The sequence below is a fragment of the Psychromonas ossibalaenae ATCC BAA-1528 genome (assembly GCF_000381745.1).
GTDB lineage: Bacteria > Pseudomonadota > Gammaproteobacteria > Enterobacterales > Psychromonadaceae > Psychromonas > Psychromonas ossibalaenae.
In genome coordinates this window covers 1-16665 of sequence record NZ_KB906981.1, presented here as the reverse complement: position 1 = coordinate 16665, position 16665 = coordinate 1, and the positions used below count along the sequence as shown (strand labels likewise).

Here is a 16665-nt window from a genome sequence, read left to right as displayed (position 1 = left end):
AAGTTCGGCAGTCTCTTCCGGCTGCTCCGTTTCTAACTCAGGCTGCTCAGATAAAGACTCAACTGACTCACTGCTCTCAAGTTCTGCCAGGGCTTCTAAATCAAGTTCGGCAGTCTCTTCCGACGGCTCTGTTTCTAACTTAGGCTGCTCAGATAAAGACTCAACTGACTCACTGCTTTCAAGTTCTGCCAGCACTTCTAAACTAAGTTCGGCAGTCTCTTCCGGCTGCTCTATTTCTAACTCAGGCTGCTCAGATAAAGACTCAACTGACTCACTGCTTTCAAGTTCCGCCAGGGCTTCTAGATCAAGTTCAGCAATATCGTCTACAAAATCATCGTTTACAGGATCTGCTATTGCGCTCTTAGATGAATCTATCTCTGCAGGGCTTTCACTCTGCTCGGATGCTTGTTCGTTAAAACCCGATGCTGCAGTTAAATCAAACTCAGATTCATCCTGCTCCACAGCATCATTTTGCTTTACATCAGTTTCTTCCGACTCTTCGGATAACTGTGACTCCCATTGTGCAGCCAGATCTAAATCAGCCTGTTCTTCAGGAGAAATCGTATCTGTATCGACCAGATCAACGCCGGAGATAAGATCTTCCTCATCGACTAATGCACCGATACCAAAAGGATCATCTTCATTGTGTTCAACCTCCGGCTCATCCAGATCTACACTTGAAATAAGCTCTTCTTCACTTAATGCGCCGATACCAAAGGGATCATCTTCACTGGCTTCAACTTCATCTGAAGCAGTGAGATCAACAACGTCCGAAGAGGTCAGGTCAACAGCAAACGAATCATCAGAATCATCACTTAAATCGATCTCTTGTATTTCATCATCTAATTCAACTTGCTCAAGGTCAGCAGTATCCGGGACAGGGACATGTTCGTCATTAGAAAAATCTAAATCAGGCTCTGCTTCAGCGCCAAACTCATCGGTCAGCAGTGAATCAAACTGACCTGATTCTTCCATTAATATTGCCGTTGACTCAGCCATTTCCTGCTCTTGTGCAGCTAACAGACGTTTAGATCTTACACGCGTAATCACTAAAAACAGTGCTAATAAAACTAATATTGGAGCAAGAATAACGATTGCCAGATTCAGCAGCGAAGAAGTAACAGCACGTAATAATTCATTTACCATACCTTCACCGCTAAATGGAGGCTCTACAACGGCATCCAGTTCTGCACGATAATCATCAATAATTTTCTGAAGTTTTTTCTGAATTAATGCCTCATCTTCCATCTGTATCTGCAGTTCAGAAATTGTATCCTCTAGAGGCTGCAGCTTTAATTTTAAGATCTGATTTTCTTCAGTAGTAACAAGCAGCTGCTCACTGACAAGTAGAAGCTCTTCCTGCAGTTTCTGTAACTCTAATTCTGATGCGGCTAGCTTTTCCTTATCGAATGCAAGTTGTGCTGCTTTCACCACCTCAGCATCATCGATAATCACTTCTGCGTCGCCCACTATCACCTGTTCTTTGGCCGCCTCCTGCTTCACGACAGGCGGTTTATCCTGCACTGTTTCTTTTACCTTAGCGGGTGGTTTAGGTGTTTTGGCTGTTTGCTTTTTTCGGTTTTTAGAATATTTATTAATTAAAGCCATCGCCTCTGTATCTGTCTGCTGCGCAACAAACTCAAAAGGCGGTATATTTATAACCGATTGGGGAATTATTTTATTAATATTGCCTTCGTAAAATACGTAAGGATTTAATTTGTATATTGCCACCAGTGTCTGCTGAATACTGACAGAGTTGTCCGGTCGTAATTTAGTCGAGATAGCCCACAAAGTTTCATTAGGGCTGACTGGCCCGTATTGATCATATACAAGGCTTTGCTCATTAGCAGGTCCAGTAATATCGAGACTAATACTGGTAGCAGGAAAAAAAACTAAAGGAGAACAACATAAGAGAGAGAGCAGCAGGCGCTTCATATTCATTCCTTGTTAAAGCAGAAAATTGAGTAACTAACTATGGTAATTAATAAATAATAATAAACCAGCTCAATCAAGAGCCGTAAAATAAAAACTATAGTAAGGCTAGAATTGAGACCTAGCCCACTATAATAAACAGCAGAAAGCCGTTACAGGTAAGTATAGATAAGTTTTTCAGCAACTTGTACAGCATTGCTGGCAATACCATAATAAACATTATCAGCACAAACCCATAGGTTGATACCACTAGCATCACAAACATCTTTGCGTAATCGGCCAACCTGCACACCGTCATTGCCAACAACATCGTTGATCATATCCGGATAATCACAAACTGATTCAGCTAACGATACCCCATCACTATGATGCAGAGATTGTGCCACTTCTTCTAGATCAACCGGATAATGAGTCTGTAAATGTACTGCCTGCGCACAGCCGTAAAACATCGGCACAACAACCTGAGTGGATGAAACAATAATTGAAGGATCGTTTAATAAAGCACGAATTTCATTAACTAAACGCAGCTCACTTAAACTGATACCCTCTTCGTTAAATTCACCAACCTGCGGAAACACGTTAAAAGCAGACTGCTGTGGGAAAAGGTCAGTTTCTACTCCTTTAGCATTTAACAAACGCGCCGTTTCACCGGCAAGAGTTGTTACTCCGGCCTTACCTGCAGTGGAAACAGATTGATAGCTAGAAACACTAACACGGACCAGACCAACTTCCTGGTGAAGCTGTTTAACAGCGAGCGCCAGCTGCGCACTTTCACTACTTGGAATTGATACTTTATTTGTTTCTGCATAGCGGCTAAGGTTATCTTCATTCACACCAGCCTGTACTAAGGGTACATTTTCATCGCCTAAAAATGCACCACTGTTATCAATCACAACACAATATTCACTGGCGATATCAGCCCACTTTTGAGTCGTTTCTGTATCCGTTAAGAAAAATGCGATATCAACCTGCTGCCAGTTAAAGTTATCCAGTTCAATAACATCTAGCGGCTTTCCATTGAACATAACGGTATTAGCTTGAGGTCCCAATTCCTCTTGATCAAAGTCTTCTTCTGATTCATCAATACGGGGGGAGCAGAATAGGTCCGCTTCATTCACTAAAGGAAATACCTTTGCAACAGGGAATTCGCGTTGTGCTAATACTTCTAAGGTTGTTTCGATACAGCCGTTTAATTCGCCAATCAGCGCAATATTGTATTCAGATTTCATGTTATTCCTTTGTGTCATTCAGATCGAAGGTAGAGAAACCTAACGACTGTAATAATGTATTTTGATTTACGCTGGAGTGGACAACTAATGTCGATAATTCTCGGCGTTCCTGGTAAGTTTTGCGCATGGTATCAAAACCATCCGTTTGATCAATCATTTGTCTAAATAAGGCATCATCTCGGCGGACATCAAAAATCATATGCATTAATGATTTTAATAAACTCTGATCTATAACCTGTGAGATAGTTACCTGATTAACAGCAGCTTGTGCGACAAAATCTTTTAATCTGTGCTGCGGCTCGATATCTAACAATTCACATAAAGCCTGGTAAAGCATTTCTGTGCCGCGCACTTTACCGTCTAAGCTGTAGCCGGCAATATGCGGTGTTGCAATTTCCACAAACGGCAATAACTGCTGCTCAATATCGGGCTCATTTTCCCACACATCTAATACTAGCGCAGGATGCAGCCCCTGATGAGCAAGCTTTAATAAAGCTTGATTATCAATAATCTCGCCGCGTGATGCGTTTAATAATATTTGTTTGTTAGACAGCTTTTCCAGCTCCTGCTCAGCAAACATATGCACTGTTGGATATTTTCCGTCGGCTGTTTTAGGTACATGCAGACTGATAATATCTGACTCTAGCACTTCATCAAAAGAGCAGAAGTCACGTGTATCACCTGCCAGCTGCAGCGGCGGATCGTAAAGCTTACAGCGGACACCCAAGGCATCTAAGCGCTGAAAAACTGCACTGCCGGTGTTTCCTGCTCCGACAATAGCTACGGTTTTATTGGTTAATTTAAACTGCTGCTTTTCAGCTAACACCAGCAGACTGCTTAATATATATTCTGCAACCGATATTTTATTACAACCCGGTGCACTGCTGAATGCAATACCGCGTTCATTTAGGTAGTCTTGATCGATATGATCCGTGCCGATTGTGGCAGTGCCGACAAATTTAAGTGAGTCGTTTTGACTTAATAACTGCTTATTGACCTGAGTAATTGAGCGAACCAGCAGAACATCAGCATCCGCAAGCTGCTGCGCACAAACCGAACGGCCGGCAAAAAAATGCAGTCTGCCGAGGCCGGCAAAAAATTCTTGTGCATAGGGGATGTTTTCATCGATATAAATATTCATCTATATCTCCAATTATAATACCCAAACTACTTCACGATACAGAAATCAGCAAGGTGATAAACGATCAGGCTCTAGACAGACAATTGATGATCTAGCTATTCTAAATCAAAACCTTCTAACAACGAAGATCGTCGCTTAGCGTGTCGCCCTTCGGGAGTTTGGGTGTATCAGCAACAAAAAAGGAGCTAAAAGCTCCTTTCAAATTTAAACATAAAGTTCAATTTAAACGATTATGATAAACGTTTAAATACTAATGTTGCGTTTGTACCGCCAAAACCAAAGCTGTTTGACATTACGATGTTCAGTTTAGCATCAACCGCTGTGTTTTTAACGATTGGCAGTGCTGTCGCTTTTTCATCAACTTCTTCAACATTAATCGATGGAGAGATAAAGTCATTTTCCATCATAAGTAAGCTGTAAATAGCTTCATGAACACCGGCAGCACCTAAGGCATGACCGGTTTGAGATTTTGTTGCACTGATTTTAGGCGCTTTATCAGCGAATACTTCATTAATTGCTTCTAACTCTTTAGTATCACCAACCGGTGTAGAAGTACCGTGTGTGTTCAGGTAATCTACTTCACCTTCAACTGTTGATAACGCCTGACGCATACAACGTACCGCACCTTCACCAGAAGGAGCAACCATGTCGTAACCGTCGGAAGTTGCGCCGTAACCGACGATTTCAGCATAGATTTTTGCACCGCGGGCAAGTGCGTGTTCAAGCTCTTCAACAACAACCATACCACCGCCGCCGGAGATAACAAAACCGTCACGGTTAGCATCATAGGTACGTGATGCTTTTTCTGGTGTTTCGTTATATTTGCTTGAAAGTGCGCCCATCGCGTCAAATTCACAAGCCATTGTCCAGTCTAATTCTTCACCGCCGCCGGCAAAAACGATATCTTGTTTACCAAGCTGGATCTGTTCAAGTGCATGGCCAATACAATGAGAGCTTGTTGCACAAGCAGAGCTCATCGAATAGTTAATACCTTTGATTTTAAACGGTGTTGCAACACAAGCTGATGTTGTGCTTGCCATAGTACGAGGTACCATATACGGACCAACACGGCGAACGCCTTTGTCCTGCATAATTTGACATGCTAAAACCTGGTTTTTAGAAGAAGCGCCGCCGGAGCCGGCCACTAAACCAGTTCTTTCGTTAGAAACCATCTCTTCAGGAAGGTTCGCATCAGCAATTGCCTGTTCCATAGAAAGGTATGTGAATGCAGCGGCATCACCCATAAAGCGCATTACTTTACGGTCAATATGTTCACTTGGCACAATTTTTAAGTCACCCCAAACCTGGCTGCGCATCTTCATCTCAGCAAACTGCTCGGAGAATGTGATACCAGATTTACCACTTTTCAGTGACGTTAAAACTTCTTCTTTATTGTTACCAATACTAGAAACAATACCAATACCTGTAATTACTGCTCTTTTCATTATTAAGCCTTTATTGCATGAGGGACTAATTATATGATTATCGAAATGTGTCCGTTATTCGTAAATTCAAGGCACACCGATATAAAACTAAAATATAATCGCACAGAATAGGAAATATATCTTGTCTGAAGACAAAAACAAATTAATTAAGCATGCCGAAATAAACTGGTCTGATCAGTCTGAGCCGTTTTCTGCTCAATTTGAAGATGTCTATTTCAATACTGAACAAGGATTAAACGAATCTCTGTATGTTTTTTTACAGGGCAATAATTTACAGTCGCGCTGGTTAAACAGCCGCAGTTCATTTTTTTCCATTGCCGAGACAGGGTTTGGTACCGGCCTTAACTTTCTGCTTACCTGTTTAGAGTTTCATAAATTCCGCACAGCCAATCCGGAAGCTAAGCTGCAGCGTCTGCATTTCAGCAGTTTCGAGAAATACCCGCTTAATAAAGAGGATCTGCACAGGGCTTTAAGCAGGTGGCCGGCCCTTAAAGATTTTATTAAGCCGTTAGTTGAACAATATCCGCTGCCGTTGACCGGCTGCCACCGCATAACTCTGGATAACTTTAATATTACCCTGGATCTGTGGTTTGGTGATGTTAAAGAAACACTGCCGACTGTTCATCATTATAATACGGGAATTTTTGACTGCTGGTATCTTGATGGATTTGCGCCGAGTAAAAATCCAGAGATGTGGAGTGAAAAATTATTCTCACAGATTGCCGCGGCGTGTAAGCATAAAGCCACTATAGCCACATTTACCGCGGCCGGTTTTGTACGCCGCGGGTTAATAAATGCCGGCTTCAAAATGCATAAACGTAAAGGTTACGGCAAAAAGCGGGAAATGCTTATCGGCGACTTTGACAGAGCAGCTGTAAACAGCCAGCCCTGCGGGCCCCATTATCGAGCAGGCAAAACATCAGCTGCGGAAAGTATTGCTGTTATCGGGGGCGGTATTGCCGGCGCCTGTATCTCTTTAGCTTTAATCAAACGCGGTTATAAAGTCAGCCTTTACTGCAAAGACGCAGAGTTTGCAGTAGGTGCATCCGGCAATCAACAGGGTGCCCTGTATCCGTTATTAAACGACCAGCATAATGCTTTAAGTCAGTTTTTTGCCAATTCATTTTTATTTGCGCGTAATTATGTCACTCAAACCGCCGCTTCAACTCCATTTGCTTATGATTTTTCAGGTTTACTGCAGCTTTATTATGACCAAAGCTCAGCAAAGAAATTAGATAAAATACTACAGACAAAACTGCCGCAGGGGCTTGTCTGTCGTAAATCAGCTGCTCAAAGCGATGCAATTGCGGCCGTCGATATTGGCCAGCAGGCACTGTTTTACCCGCTGGCCGGCTGGTTAAGTCCGAAACAGATGGTTAATGCTGTTTTTGATAAAGCTAAGCAAAGCGGTAATCTAACGGTTCATTTTAACCATAAATTAGAATCTTTTAAGCAGGAGCAGGATCACTGGAAATTAGAATTTTCAGAAAACAATGTTAAACATGATCTAGTTGTATTAACCACGGGGTTTGATACGCTGCAGTTTAAACAATGTGAAGCACTGCCTTTATCGGCCGCCCGCGGCCAGGTATCACACGTACCGACAAATGATAAACTCGGCGCCTTGCGGGTGACTTTATGTCATGAAGGTTATTTAACACCGGTTAATAATCAGCACCACTGTATGGGAGCAAGCTTTAAACGTCACCTAACAGACGAAACTTTTTCCCAACAAGAACAAATAGATAATAAACACAAGCTGGCAAAGTGTATTGTGGATAAAGACTGGGTAAAGCAGATAGATATAGAGCACCAGGATGCCAATATCGGTATCCGATGCACCACCCGGGATCATTTCCCCTACGCAGGTGCCCTGCCAGATTATCAGGCAAGCAAAGAGTTTTACCAGGATGCTCATAAATCAGTAAATCCAAACGACGCCCCTTTCCACGATAATCTGTTTATATTAACCGGATTAGGCTCTCGGGGATTATGCACTGCGCCGTTACTGGCTGAGATGCTGGCCGGGCAGATAAATAAAGAACCGTTACCCTTCAGCTGTAATATTTTAAATGCCATGCAGGGTAACCGCCAATGGCTCAATTACCTGAAAAAAAGTAAAGCACTTAAGTTTTAACAGCTGATTACCGGGCTTGGATTATTTTATTAAACGCAAGCCAAGCGCGGCATGATGACAATGGCAAGCCCTTATCGAATGCTGCAACGCAGTATTAGTTTTAGAGCGAGTGATCCAAGGGGCAAGCCGGGAGGCAAACATCTTCGTTGTTGTGAAGTTTCGATTTAACCCGTTAGATCTTCACCTTCATGCCTAGAAGCTTTCCACCTCTCGACTTGTTGATTTTTGAATATTTAATATTGAATGATAACGGGTATAAATAAACAAACACATCAATCATTGACAGCAGAAGTAACAGCAATTATTCTGCTCTTTTCCTGTTTGAACTATTATCTATGAGCACCAATTTTGAACAATTTCTGCGGCCACCTCTACTATCGCCAGATTCATCGCCATTATCCAGTCTAATTCTGCAGCATTTCGACGCATTTTACGATTAAACCTGTTTTACCCGTTAATAATCTGCGTCTTTAAATAACAGCTTTAATAATAAATTTTTGGAAACTTAAAATAATGTCTATGAATAAAACCTTCGGCAGCATACTGATTATTGCCGGAACCACCATCGGGGCAGGCATGTTAGCACTGCCCTTAGCTTCAGCCTCACTCGGCTTCACAACAGCAACGCTTTTAATGGCGGCTATCTGGTCTTTAATGATCTATACCGCCTTATTAATGCTCGAAGTACACCAGCATGCTGCACCGCATGCCACCCTGCATACTCTTGCTTACCAGTTACTTGGACGTAAAGGGCAGATGATTGCGAGTTTTGCCATGATCTTCCTGTTTTATGCATTATGTTCGGCCTATATCGCCGGAGGCGGTGCGCAGCTTAATGATAAATTAACTCACTGGATGGGGCTTAATGTTAACCCGCAGACGGGTACTATCATTTTTACCGTTTTTATCGCGGCAGTCGTTTCGGTCGGCACCCATTCCGTTGATATTATTAACCGCGTTCTATTTACCCTGAAGGTTATTGCGCTTTTTGTTATGCTGTGGCTGTTAATTCCGCATATACAAAGCCAGCACCTGATTGATATGCCGGTACATAAAGGCCTTATTATTTCAGCGCTGCCCGTTGTTTTTACCTCTTTCGGATTTCACGGCAGTATACCTTCAGTTGTGCGCTACGTCGGTGTCGATATTAAGTCACTGCGTAAAATAATGCTGATAGGCTCTGCAGTACCGCTGCTGGTATATATTTTATGGCAGGCCGCCAGCCAGGGGGTGTTAAATCAGTCAGATTTAATAGCCAGCACAACACTAGGCGCATTTATCAGCACATTAAGCAGTATGCTCAATAATCCGCTGGTTAGTAAATCCGTATCAATTTTTGCCGATCTTGCTCTGGCGACCTCTTTTCTTGGTGTGAGCTTGGGTTTATTCGATTTTATTTCAGATACTTTAAAACGCACTAACTGTTTAAAAGGACGCCTGCAGACTGCTCTGGTCACTTTTGTACCGCCGCTTTGTTTTGCGCTGTTTTACCCGCAGGGTTTTATAACGGCCTTAGGTTACGCGGCAATTGCCCTGGTTATCCTTGCGCTGTTTTTACCCGTCGCCATGGTGGTAGCGCAGCGTAAAACACACCAGAAAACAGCACAATGCTATCAAGTACGCGGAGGCACAGCTGCTTTGTACACAGTGACAGGCGCAGGTTTATTAATCATTGCAGCACAGCTGCTGCAGATGGCTGGGTTTATCCCGGCAGTAGGTTAGTCAGCTTAACTCATACAGGGGCTATTTAGCCCCTAATTCAATTTCACTAATAAATAAGGTGCCCACTTCAATCCCCTCTAACTCATCGTTAGTCTGCATATCAATTTCCAGCGGCTGGTCAAACAAAAAAACATAGTATTCACTAAGCACTAGCTCTTTTGGGTTCTACCTATCAATGATACTTGTTTATACAATAAGCAAAATTCAATTGAAGCATACTTTGCTATGTGTTTATTTGTACCCGCTAAGCCTCAACGTTCATCAGTGACTTTATGTTCACATAATCAAAAGACTGGATCAAATGGGAAAATGAAAAATATATAAAAAGAGCAACAAAGTAATTAGTAACACCTTGATTTCGCAACATGTAAATAATAAAAAAACAAGTGCATGCCCAAGCTTTGCATTTAAGACTCTAACCTGTTTAGTTATCAATTAACTTACTTTTATAATTAATTGCCATTGAGACTGTCGGATGAAAAACAATTTTGCCGGATTATTGGTGAACAAACTCAACTTTATACTCCCGTAATTTACTAATTGCCGATAAAATAACTGCTGCCGATTACAGCAAATAAAGCAAAATATTAAGAAATTAATACAAAAATCCTATAAATAAAGCTGCGCTAATGCGTGTAACCGCAATAAAAAGGGTGAAAGCTGGTATTCTTTTTACTTAGCCCTTTGTTAAAACTGAGATTTTGCGTTAACCTACGCGCTCGATTTGAGGGTATGCTTAATTGCTTAAAATTTACTCTTATAGGTAAAGTAATAGATGAGATATAAATCAGTTTAATGAAATATTCACGCGTTTTTATCAACAGCCTTGCTTACGAATTGGCTCCGCATGCAGTCTCAAGCAGCGAATTAGAGTCGCGCCTTGCGCCTTTGTATCAGAAACTCCGCATCCCTATGGGTCAACTGGCCGCCTTAACCGGTATCCAGGAGAGACGCTGGTGGCCGTCAGATCATCGTTTATCCGACGGAGCCATTGAAGCGGCTAAAAAAACCATTGCTGAGACCGGCGTTAACATTAATGATGTTGGTGCAGTGGTTTATACGGGAGTCTGCAGAGATCAGCATGAGCCGGCAACGGCCTGCCGTATTGCAGCAGAGTTAGGTGTGAATAACAGCACTGCCATATACGATATCAGTAATGCCTGTTTAGGGGTTTTATCCGGCATGTTAGATATTGCAAACCGCATCGAGCTTGGTCAGATAAAAGCGGGTCTAGTGGTTTCCTGTGAATCAGCTCGTCATATTGTAGATATTACTATCGACAATATGCTTGAAAATCAGACTATTCAGAACTTTTCGCAGTCTTTAGCTACCTTAACTGGCGGCTCCGGCGCAGTAGCTGTTTTATTAACAGACGGCTCTCTGCCGCTGAAAAATTCACGCCAGCACAAATTATTAGGTGCCAGCCACCTTTCTGCTCCTGAACATCATGATTTATGTAAATGGGGTCTGCAGGAAGTGGGATTAAAACTGCACCGCGAGTTTATGCGTACCAATGCCGTACCGCTTCTTAAAGAAGGGGTAGCACTGGCGCACGATACCTGGAAGCATTTTTTGAGTCAGAGAGACTGGGTCACCGAGCAGGTTGATAAGGTTATCTGTCATCAAGTTGGTTCGGCAAATCAGAAACAGGTATTAGCGGCTTTAAATATTCCGGCGCATAAAGAGTTTCCTACTTTCCAGAAACTCGGCAATATGGGTACCGTTTCTCTACCAGTGACTGCAGCAATGGCGCATGATCAAGGTTTCTTAAAAAAAGGTGATAATGTCAGCTTTTTGGGTATAGGCAGCGGCCTTAACTGTATGATGCTAGGACTCGAGTGGTAATATGAATTTAGATACTTTATTCCCTTTTAAACGCAATTATTTAGTCCGTAACGGACAGCAGTACCATTATCTTAACGAAGGTAGTGGTGAGCCCGTTGTAATGGTGCACGGCAATCCAAGCTGGTCTTTTTATTACCGTAATTTAGTAACTGCACTCAGCAGTCAATACCAGTGTATTGTACCGGATCATATCGGCTGCGGTTTATCAGATAAACCCGGCGATAAAGATTATGAATACACGCTTAAATCTCGTATTGATGACTTAGAAGCCCTGCTCGAATCACTGCAGATTAAAGAAAACATCACCTTAGTTGTGCATGACTGGGGCGGTATGATAGGTATGGGTTACGCGGCCCGCCACCCTGAACGTATTAAACGTTTAGTGATTTTAAATACCGGTGCATTTCATATTCCTAAAAGCAAAAGTTTACCAATACCGTTATGGATCTGCCGCAATATGCGTCTAGGTACAATACTGGTTCGCGGTTTTAATGCATTTTCTTCTATTGCTTCCTATGTCGGTGTTAAGCGTAAACCTATGCCTAAAGATATTCGTCAGGCTTATGTTATGCCTTTCAACTCCTGGAAAAATCGTATTTCAACTTTACGTTTTGTGCAGGATATCCCACTGTTTGCTAACGATAAAAGTTATGAACTGGTGTCTGAGATCGAAAAAAGTTTGCAAAACTTTCAGAAAGTACCCACTATTATCTGCTGGGGTCTAAAAGACTTTGTTTTTGATAAACATTTCTTAGATGTCTGGAAAGAAAAAATGCCCCAGGCGGCTGTTACTGAATTTACTGACTGTGGTCATTATATTCTTGAGGATGCTGCTGACGAGGTGATCCCTCTGGTTAAAACATTTATGGCCGATAATCCGTAACTGAACATTTATACCCATGATACTTCAAGATGCAAAGTCAGCAAGGCAAAATGTGCCAAGATGATAGGCATAAAATTGAAGTATAGTTATTCTACATAGAGATTTTATAACAACGCAGATTGGTGCTGTTTGCCTTGCCCTACGGGGCGCCAGCTCAAAAACCAGTCCCGCGTTGCAACAATCGAAAAGGGAAGTACCATTACCTCATGTTGCTCCTTGTTCTGGTATTTGAACTAGTGCCTGACAAAGCATTTTGAGGTAACATGGGTATATAGTGCCGTTAAATCCTTAACGGTATTAAGTTTATAAAAACACTTAAGGTAGATATTCAATCATTTATGCAAAATATCAATCAAGCCAATCTTTGCCGACATCTAGTCGATGCAGCTCACAACACACCTGAATCCCTTGCTGTTGCCGTTCAGAAGCAGCAGTTTAACAAACTGACTTACCAGGAAATTGACTTTGGATCGCTTAACAGACGCAGTGATCAGATCGCTTTTGCGCTTAATCAATATGGTTTAAAAAGCGGTGATAAAGCGGTACTGATGGTCACACCCAGCATTGATTTTTTTGCTTTAACATTTGCTTTGTTTAAAGCTGGGATTGTGCCGATACTGGTGGATCCCGGTATGGGTACTAAAAATCTCAAGCAGTGCTTTAACGAGGCGCAGCCGGATGTATTTATCGGCATTCCCAAGGCCCATCTGGCACGACGTTTATTCGGCTGGGGTAAGGAAAGTATTAAGCATAACATCACTGTTGCGGGTTCAGGCCTATGGGGCGGAAGCAGTTTGAAAGCTTTGCTGAAAAAATATAAAACTCAGCTGCCTTATGAGATGGTCAAGCTGGAACAGCAGCAGATGGCAGCCATTCTGTTTACCAGCGGCAGCACCGGCACCCCGAAAGGTGTGGTGTACAGCCATGCTATGTTTGAAGCGCAAATCAATGTCTTAAAAAACGACTATGCCATCAGACACGGCGAAGCAGATCTTGCTACTTTTCCGCTGTTTTCACTGTTCGGCCCGGCACTTGGAATGGCTTCCATTGTCCCGGATATGGATGCCAGCAAACCAATCACTGCTGATCCGAATAATATATTTGCAGCTATTGAGAAATATCAGTGTTCTAATCTGTTTGCCAATCCAGCATTGATAGAGCTGTTAGGTCAGGCGGGTTTAGTACAGAGTTTAAAGCTGCACAGTATTAAACGTGTTATTTCCGCTGGTGCGCCGGCTACCCTGCCCTCTATTGAGCGTTTTACTAAACTGCTTAATAAAGGGGTTGAAGTACTCAACTCATACGGTGCGACTGAATCACTGCCTATTAGTAAAATCGGTAGTCAGCAGCTGCTGCAGACCGAATCCATTACCGATACCGGCGGCGGCATCTGCGTTGGATTACCGGTTAACGGAACCGAAATCAGTATAATTCAAATCAGCGATTTGGTTATTGATCATTGGGATGAGAAGCTTAACTTAGCTCCCTACGAGATCGGTGAAATTGTTGTTAAAGGTCCGCAGGTAAGTTCAAGCTACTATCATAGAGATCAGGCGACTCTCTCTAGTAAAATAAACGATGCGGCAGCAGTCCGACACCGCATGGGGGACCTTGGTTATCTAGATGAATTCGGTAAACTATGGATGTGCGGCCGCAAATCTCATGCAGTAGATTCTGTTTATAAAAATGAATCGAAAAGTTATTATTCAATTTGCTGTGAGCGTATATTTAATACTCACCCTGCAATTAAACGCAGTGCGCTGGTTGCAGTGCAGATTAATGAACAGACAGTGCCGTTGTTATGTATTGAATTAATCAGTAAACCGTCCGAGAGTTCGATTAAACTCTTTAATGAATTAAAATTTATGGCTGACCGCCACCCGCAGACAGCGGGCATTAAAGAATTTTTAATTCATCAGGCTTTTCCGATGGATATTCGCCACAATGCGAAAATATTCCGCGAAAAACTAGCCCAATGGGCACAGCAGCAGATTAATAAGTAACTGGAAACTTGATAATGTCCTTTAATGAAATTCCCACATTCAGTCAGTTAGATGAAAAACAGCAGCTGGTATTAAAACAGCTTGCCGGCCAGGTAACATCTGTTTTTGTTACCGGTGCAGGTGGTTTTTTAGGTAAAGCTCTGTGCAGATTTCTGCGCACTGCCGATATTAATGTAGTCGGTTTTGCACGAGGCAGTTATCCTGAACTTAAGGACATGGGTGTCCAGTTAATTAAAGGGGATATCGCAGATAAACAGGCCCTGTTAAATGCCATGCAGGGCTGCGATCTGGTTTTTCATGTTGCCTCGAAAGCTGGAGTCTGGGGTAATAAAGCCTCCTATTTTCAACCTAATGTGAGCGGTACAGAGAACATTATTGAGGCCTGCCGGGAACTAAATATTTCACGCTTAGTGTATACCAGTACACCAAGTGTAACCTTTTGCGGTTTAGATGAAGACGGTATCAATGAATCACAACCCTATGCACAGTCTTATTTAAATTATTACGGCTTATCTAAAGCGACTGCAGAACAGAGTGTGCTGCAGGCGAACACCGCCGGCCTTAAAACTGTTGCCCTGCGCCCGCATTTAATCTGGGGTCCCGGTGATCCGCATTTGGTACCACGTGTACTTGAGCGTGCCAAGGCAGGAAGATTAAAGCTAGTCGGTAAAACAGATAAACTTGTTGATACTATTTATATCGACAATGCGGTGTATGCGCACCTGTTAGCTGCTGTAAAATTGAGTGAAACATGTCCGGTCTGCGCGGGAAAAGCCTATTTTTTAAGTAACGATCAGCCAATCCTAATGGCTGATATGCTTAATAAAATTTTAGCCTGTAAGAATTTGCCAGCGGTTACTAAACGCGTACCGGCGTCCGTTGCTTACGCAGTCGGCACATTTTTAGAATGGATTTACCTAGGATTGCGCAAAAGTGAAGAACCGATTATGACCCGCTTTGTTGCCCGTCAACTGTCAACCAGTCACTATTTTGATATCAGTGCAGCTAAGCATGACCTTGGTTATCAGCCGCTGGTTTCAATTGATCAAGGCATGGTAAAGCTTAAAGCTTCACTGTAACTGTTTTACCCGTCATTTATAGAGCGAACCGTTAAGCTCAGTTTCAATAAGAAATAGACGGGTATCCAGCTCTAATTGATGGTATTCGGGCTGCATGTGCAGGCACAACTTATAGAATGCTTTATTATGTTCTTTCTCTTTAAGGTGGGCTAATTCATGTACAACAATCATATCCAGCATCGCCTGCGGCGCTTCTTTAAATAAGGAAGCGATACGAATCTCCTGTTTAGCTTTCAACTTACTGCCCTGCACACGAGAAACATAGGTATGCGTGCCTAACGCATGCTTAACCAGCTGTAACTTTGGATCGTAACTCACCCTGCTAATTGGCGATGATTGTTTTATATATCTTTTTTTATAATCCTGAACGTAATCGTAAAGTGCCTTCTCATTATTGATTGTATGTTTATGAGGATATTTATTCCTTAGGTAATCAGCCAGTTTGTTTTCTTTAACTAATGATTCAACCTGTTCAACAATATGAACGGGATAATGGTTTACATACTTGAGAACTTTCATGGAGGTAGACTTAAATTATTTATATTAATGGCGAGTATATACCCGTCAACAATCTAAATGCAAAAATCAGCAATTCGAGAGCCGAGCTGATTCTCAGCATAATATTGAAAATCCAATGGTTAAATAAAGACTTTATAACAACGAAAATGCAGCCTTCGACTTGCCCTTCGGGTCGCACGCTCGAAAACCAGAACTGCGTTGCAGCAATCATAAAGGGAACACCATTTAAGGTGTTAAATGCTTGCATTTACACCTACCGCTAGAGGATTAACGAAGTTAATCGCTCGAAAGGTCTAAATGTCACGCCTTGCTCAGGTGTCCGAGCGAGCGCCTGATAAATGTATTTTGACTGATAACGGGTATATCACTCGATTTTATTATCTGTAATGTTTACACTGATCCACGGCAAGATCATTATAAATTGAACTTTTCCTCCAACTAGCGATCTGATCACCATATACTAACAATTAGCTATTTGGTGATAATAATGAGCGCTACTTTTTTGAAATACTTCGATTCCATCTCAGACCCTCGTATTGAACGATGTAAGAAACATAATTTACTCGATATTCTTTTACTCGCTATTAGTGCCGTTATGTCTGGCTCTGAAGGCTGGGAGGATATTGAAAACTTCGGCCATATAAAGCTTGATTGGCTTCGTCAATATCGTCCTTTTGAATCCGGGATACCTCGGCATGACACTATTGCTCGTGTTATCTGTCGTTTAAAA

Annotated in this window: 13 protein-coding genes; 7 read left to right on the top strand and 6 right to left on the bottom strand. The window is 42.2% G+C overall.

Going from position 1 to position 16665, the window contains the following annotated elements; translation table 11 throughout:
- The 4 genes from G327_RS0109150 to fabB form a co-directional block, all read right to left on the bottom strand.
- On the bottom strand, window positions 1-1935 hold a 1935-nt coding region (locus G327_RS0109150; protein WP_019614468.1), incomplete at its 3' end, for a FimV/HubP family polar landmark protein.
- A 149-nt stretch (window positions 1936-2084) separates the two neighbouring features.
- On the bottom strand, window positions 2085-3161 hold the full coding sequence (locus G327_RS0109145; protein WP_019614467.1) for an aspartate-semialdehyde dehydrogenase: 1077 nt from the start codon (window positions 3159-3161) through the stop codon (window positions 2085-2087).
- Window position 3162: 1 nt separating this feature from the next.
- On the bottom strand, window positions 3163-4302 hold the full coding sequence (locus G327_RS0109140; RefSeq protein ID WP_019614466.1) for a 4-phosphoerythronate dehydrogenase: 1140 nt from the start codon (window positions 4300-4302) through the stop codon (window positions 3163-3165).
- A gap of 230 nt (window positions 4303-4532) precedes the next feature.
- Window positions 4533-5747, bottom strand: a complete 1215-nt coding sequence (gene fabB / locus G327_RS0109135; protein ID WP_019614465.1) for a beta-ketoacyl-ACP synthase I — start codon at window positions 5745-5747, stop codon at window positions 4533-4535.
- A gap of 121 nt (window positions 5748-5868) precedes the next feature.
- On the opposite strand from fabB, the gene mnmC reads away from it, so the two are divergent.
- Together mnmC and G327_RS0109125 are read left to right on the top strand one after the other, a co-directional pair.
- Window positions 5869-7884: a bifunctional tRNA (5-methylaminomethyl-2-thiouridine)(34)-methyltransferase MnmC2/FAD-dependent 5-carboxymethylaminomethyl-2-thiouridine(34) oxidoreductase MnmC1 gene (mnmC, locus tag G327_RS0109130; RefSeq protein WP_019614464.1), complete on the top strand. Its 2016-nt coding sequence runs from the start codon at window positions 5869-5871 to the stop codon at window positions 7882-7884.
- A gap of 513 nt (window positions 7885-8397) precedes the next feature.
- Window positions 8398-9606, top strand: coding sequence for an aromatic amino acid transport family protein (locus G327_RS0109125; protein WP_019614463.1), 1209 nt, complete (start codon window positions 8398-8400; stop codon window positions 9604-9606).
- Window positions 9607-9627: 21 nt separating this feature from the next.
- Here the strand turns inward: G327_RS0109125 and G327_RS27520 are convergent, their stop codons facing one another.
- Window positions 9628-9756, bottom strand: a complete 129-nt coding sequence (locus tag G327_RS27520) for a hypothetical protein (RefSeq protein WP_019614462.1) — start codon at window positions 9754-9756, stop codon at window positions 9628-9630.
- A gap of 645 nt (window positions 9757-10401) precedes the next feature.
- Between G327_RS27520 and G327_RS0109115 the strand changes: the two genes are divergently transcribed.
- The 4 genes from G327_RS0109115 (at window position 10402) to oleD (ending at window position 15416) form a co-directional block, all read left to right on the top strand.
- Window positions 10402-11451, top strand: coding sequence for a 3-oxoacyl-ACP synthase III (locus tag G327_RS0109115; protein ID WP_019614461.1), 1050 nt, complete (start codon window positions 10402-10404; stop codon window positions 11449-11451).
- Between the two features lies 1 nt (window position 11452).
- Entirely contained in the window at window positions 11453-12334 is an 882-nt protein-coding gene (locus G327_RS0109110; protein ID WP_019614460.1) for an alpha/beta fold hydrolase, read from the top strand.
- A gap of 338 nt (window positions 12335-12672) precedes the next feature.
- A complete protein-coding gene (gene oleC / locus G327_RS0109105; protein WP_019614459.1) occupies window positions 12673-14337 on the top strand; it encodes an olefin beta-lactone synthetase in 1665 nt (554 codons plus the stop codon).
- A gap of 14 nt (window positions 14338-14351) precedes the next feature.
- Window positions 14352-15416 carry a 2-alkyl-3-oxoalkanoate reductase gene (gene oleD, locus G327_RS0109100; protein WP_019614458.1) on the top strand — a complete coding sequence of 355 codons (1065 nt, stop codon included), beginning with the start codon at window positions 14352-14354 and terminating at the stop codon, window positions 15414-15416.
- Between the two features lie 12 nt (window positions 15417-15428).
- On the opposite strand, the gene G327_RS0109095 is transcribed toward oleD, so the two are convergent.
- Complete coding sequence (locus G327_RS0109095; protein ID WP_019614457.1) at window positions 15429-15935, bottom strand: M48 metallopeptidase family protein; 507 nt, start codon at window positions 15933-15935, stop codon at window positions 15429-15431.
- 487 nt (window positions 15936-16422) lie between these two features.
- Between G327_RS0109095 and G327_RS24320 the strand changes: the two genes are divergently transcribed.
- Window positions 16423-16665: transposase family protein (locus G327_RS24320; RefSeq protein WP_019614455.1), on the top strand; the 243-nt coding region annotated here is incomplete at its 3' end.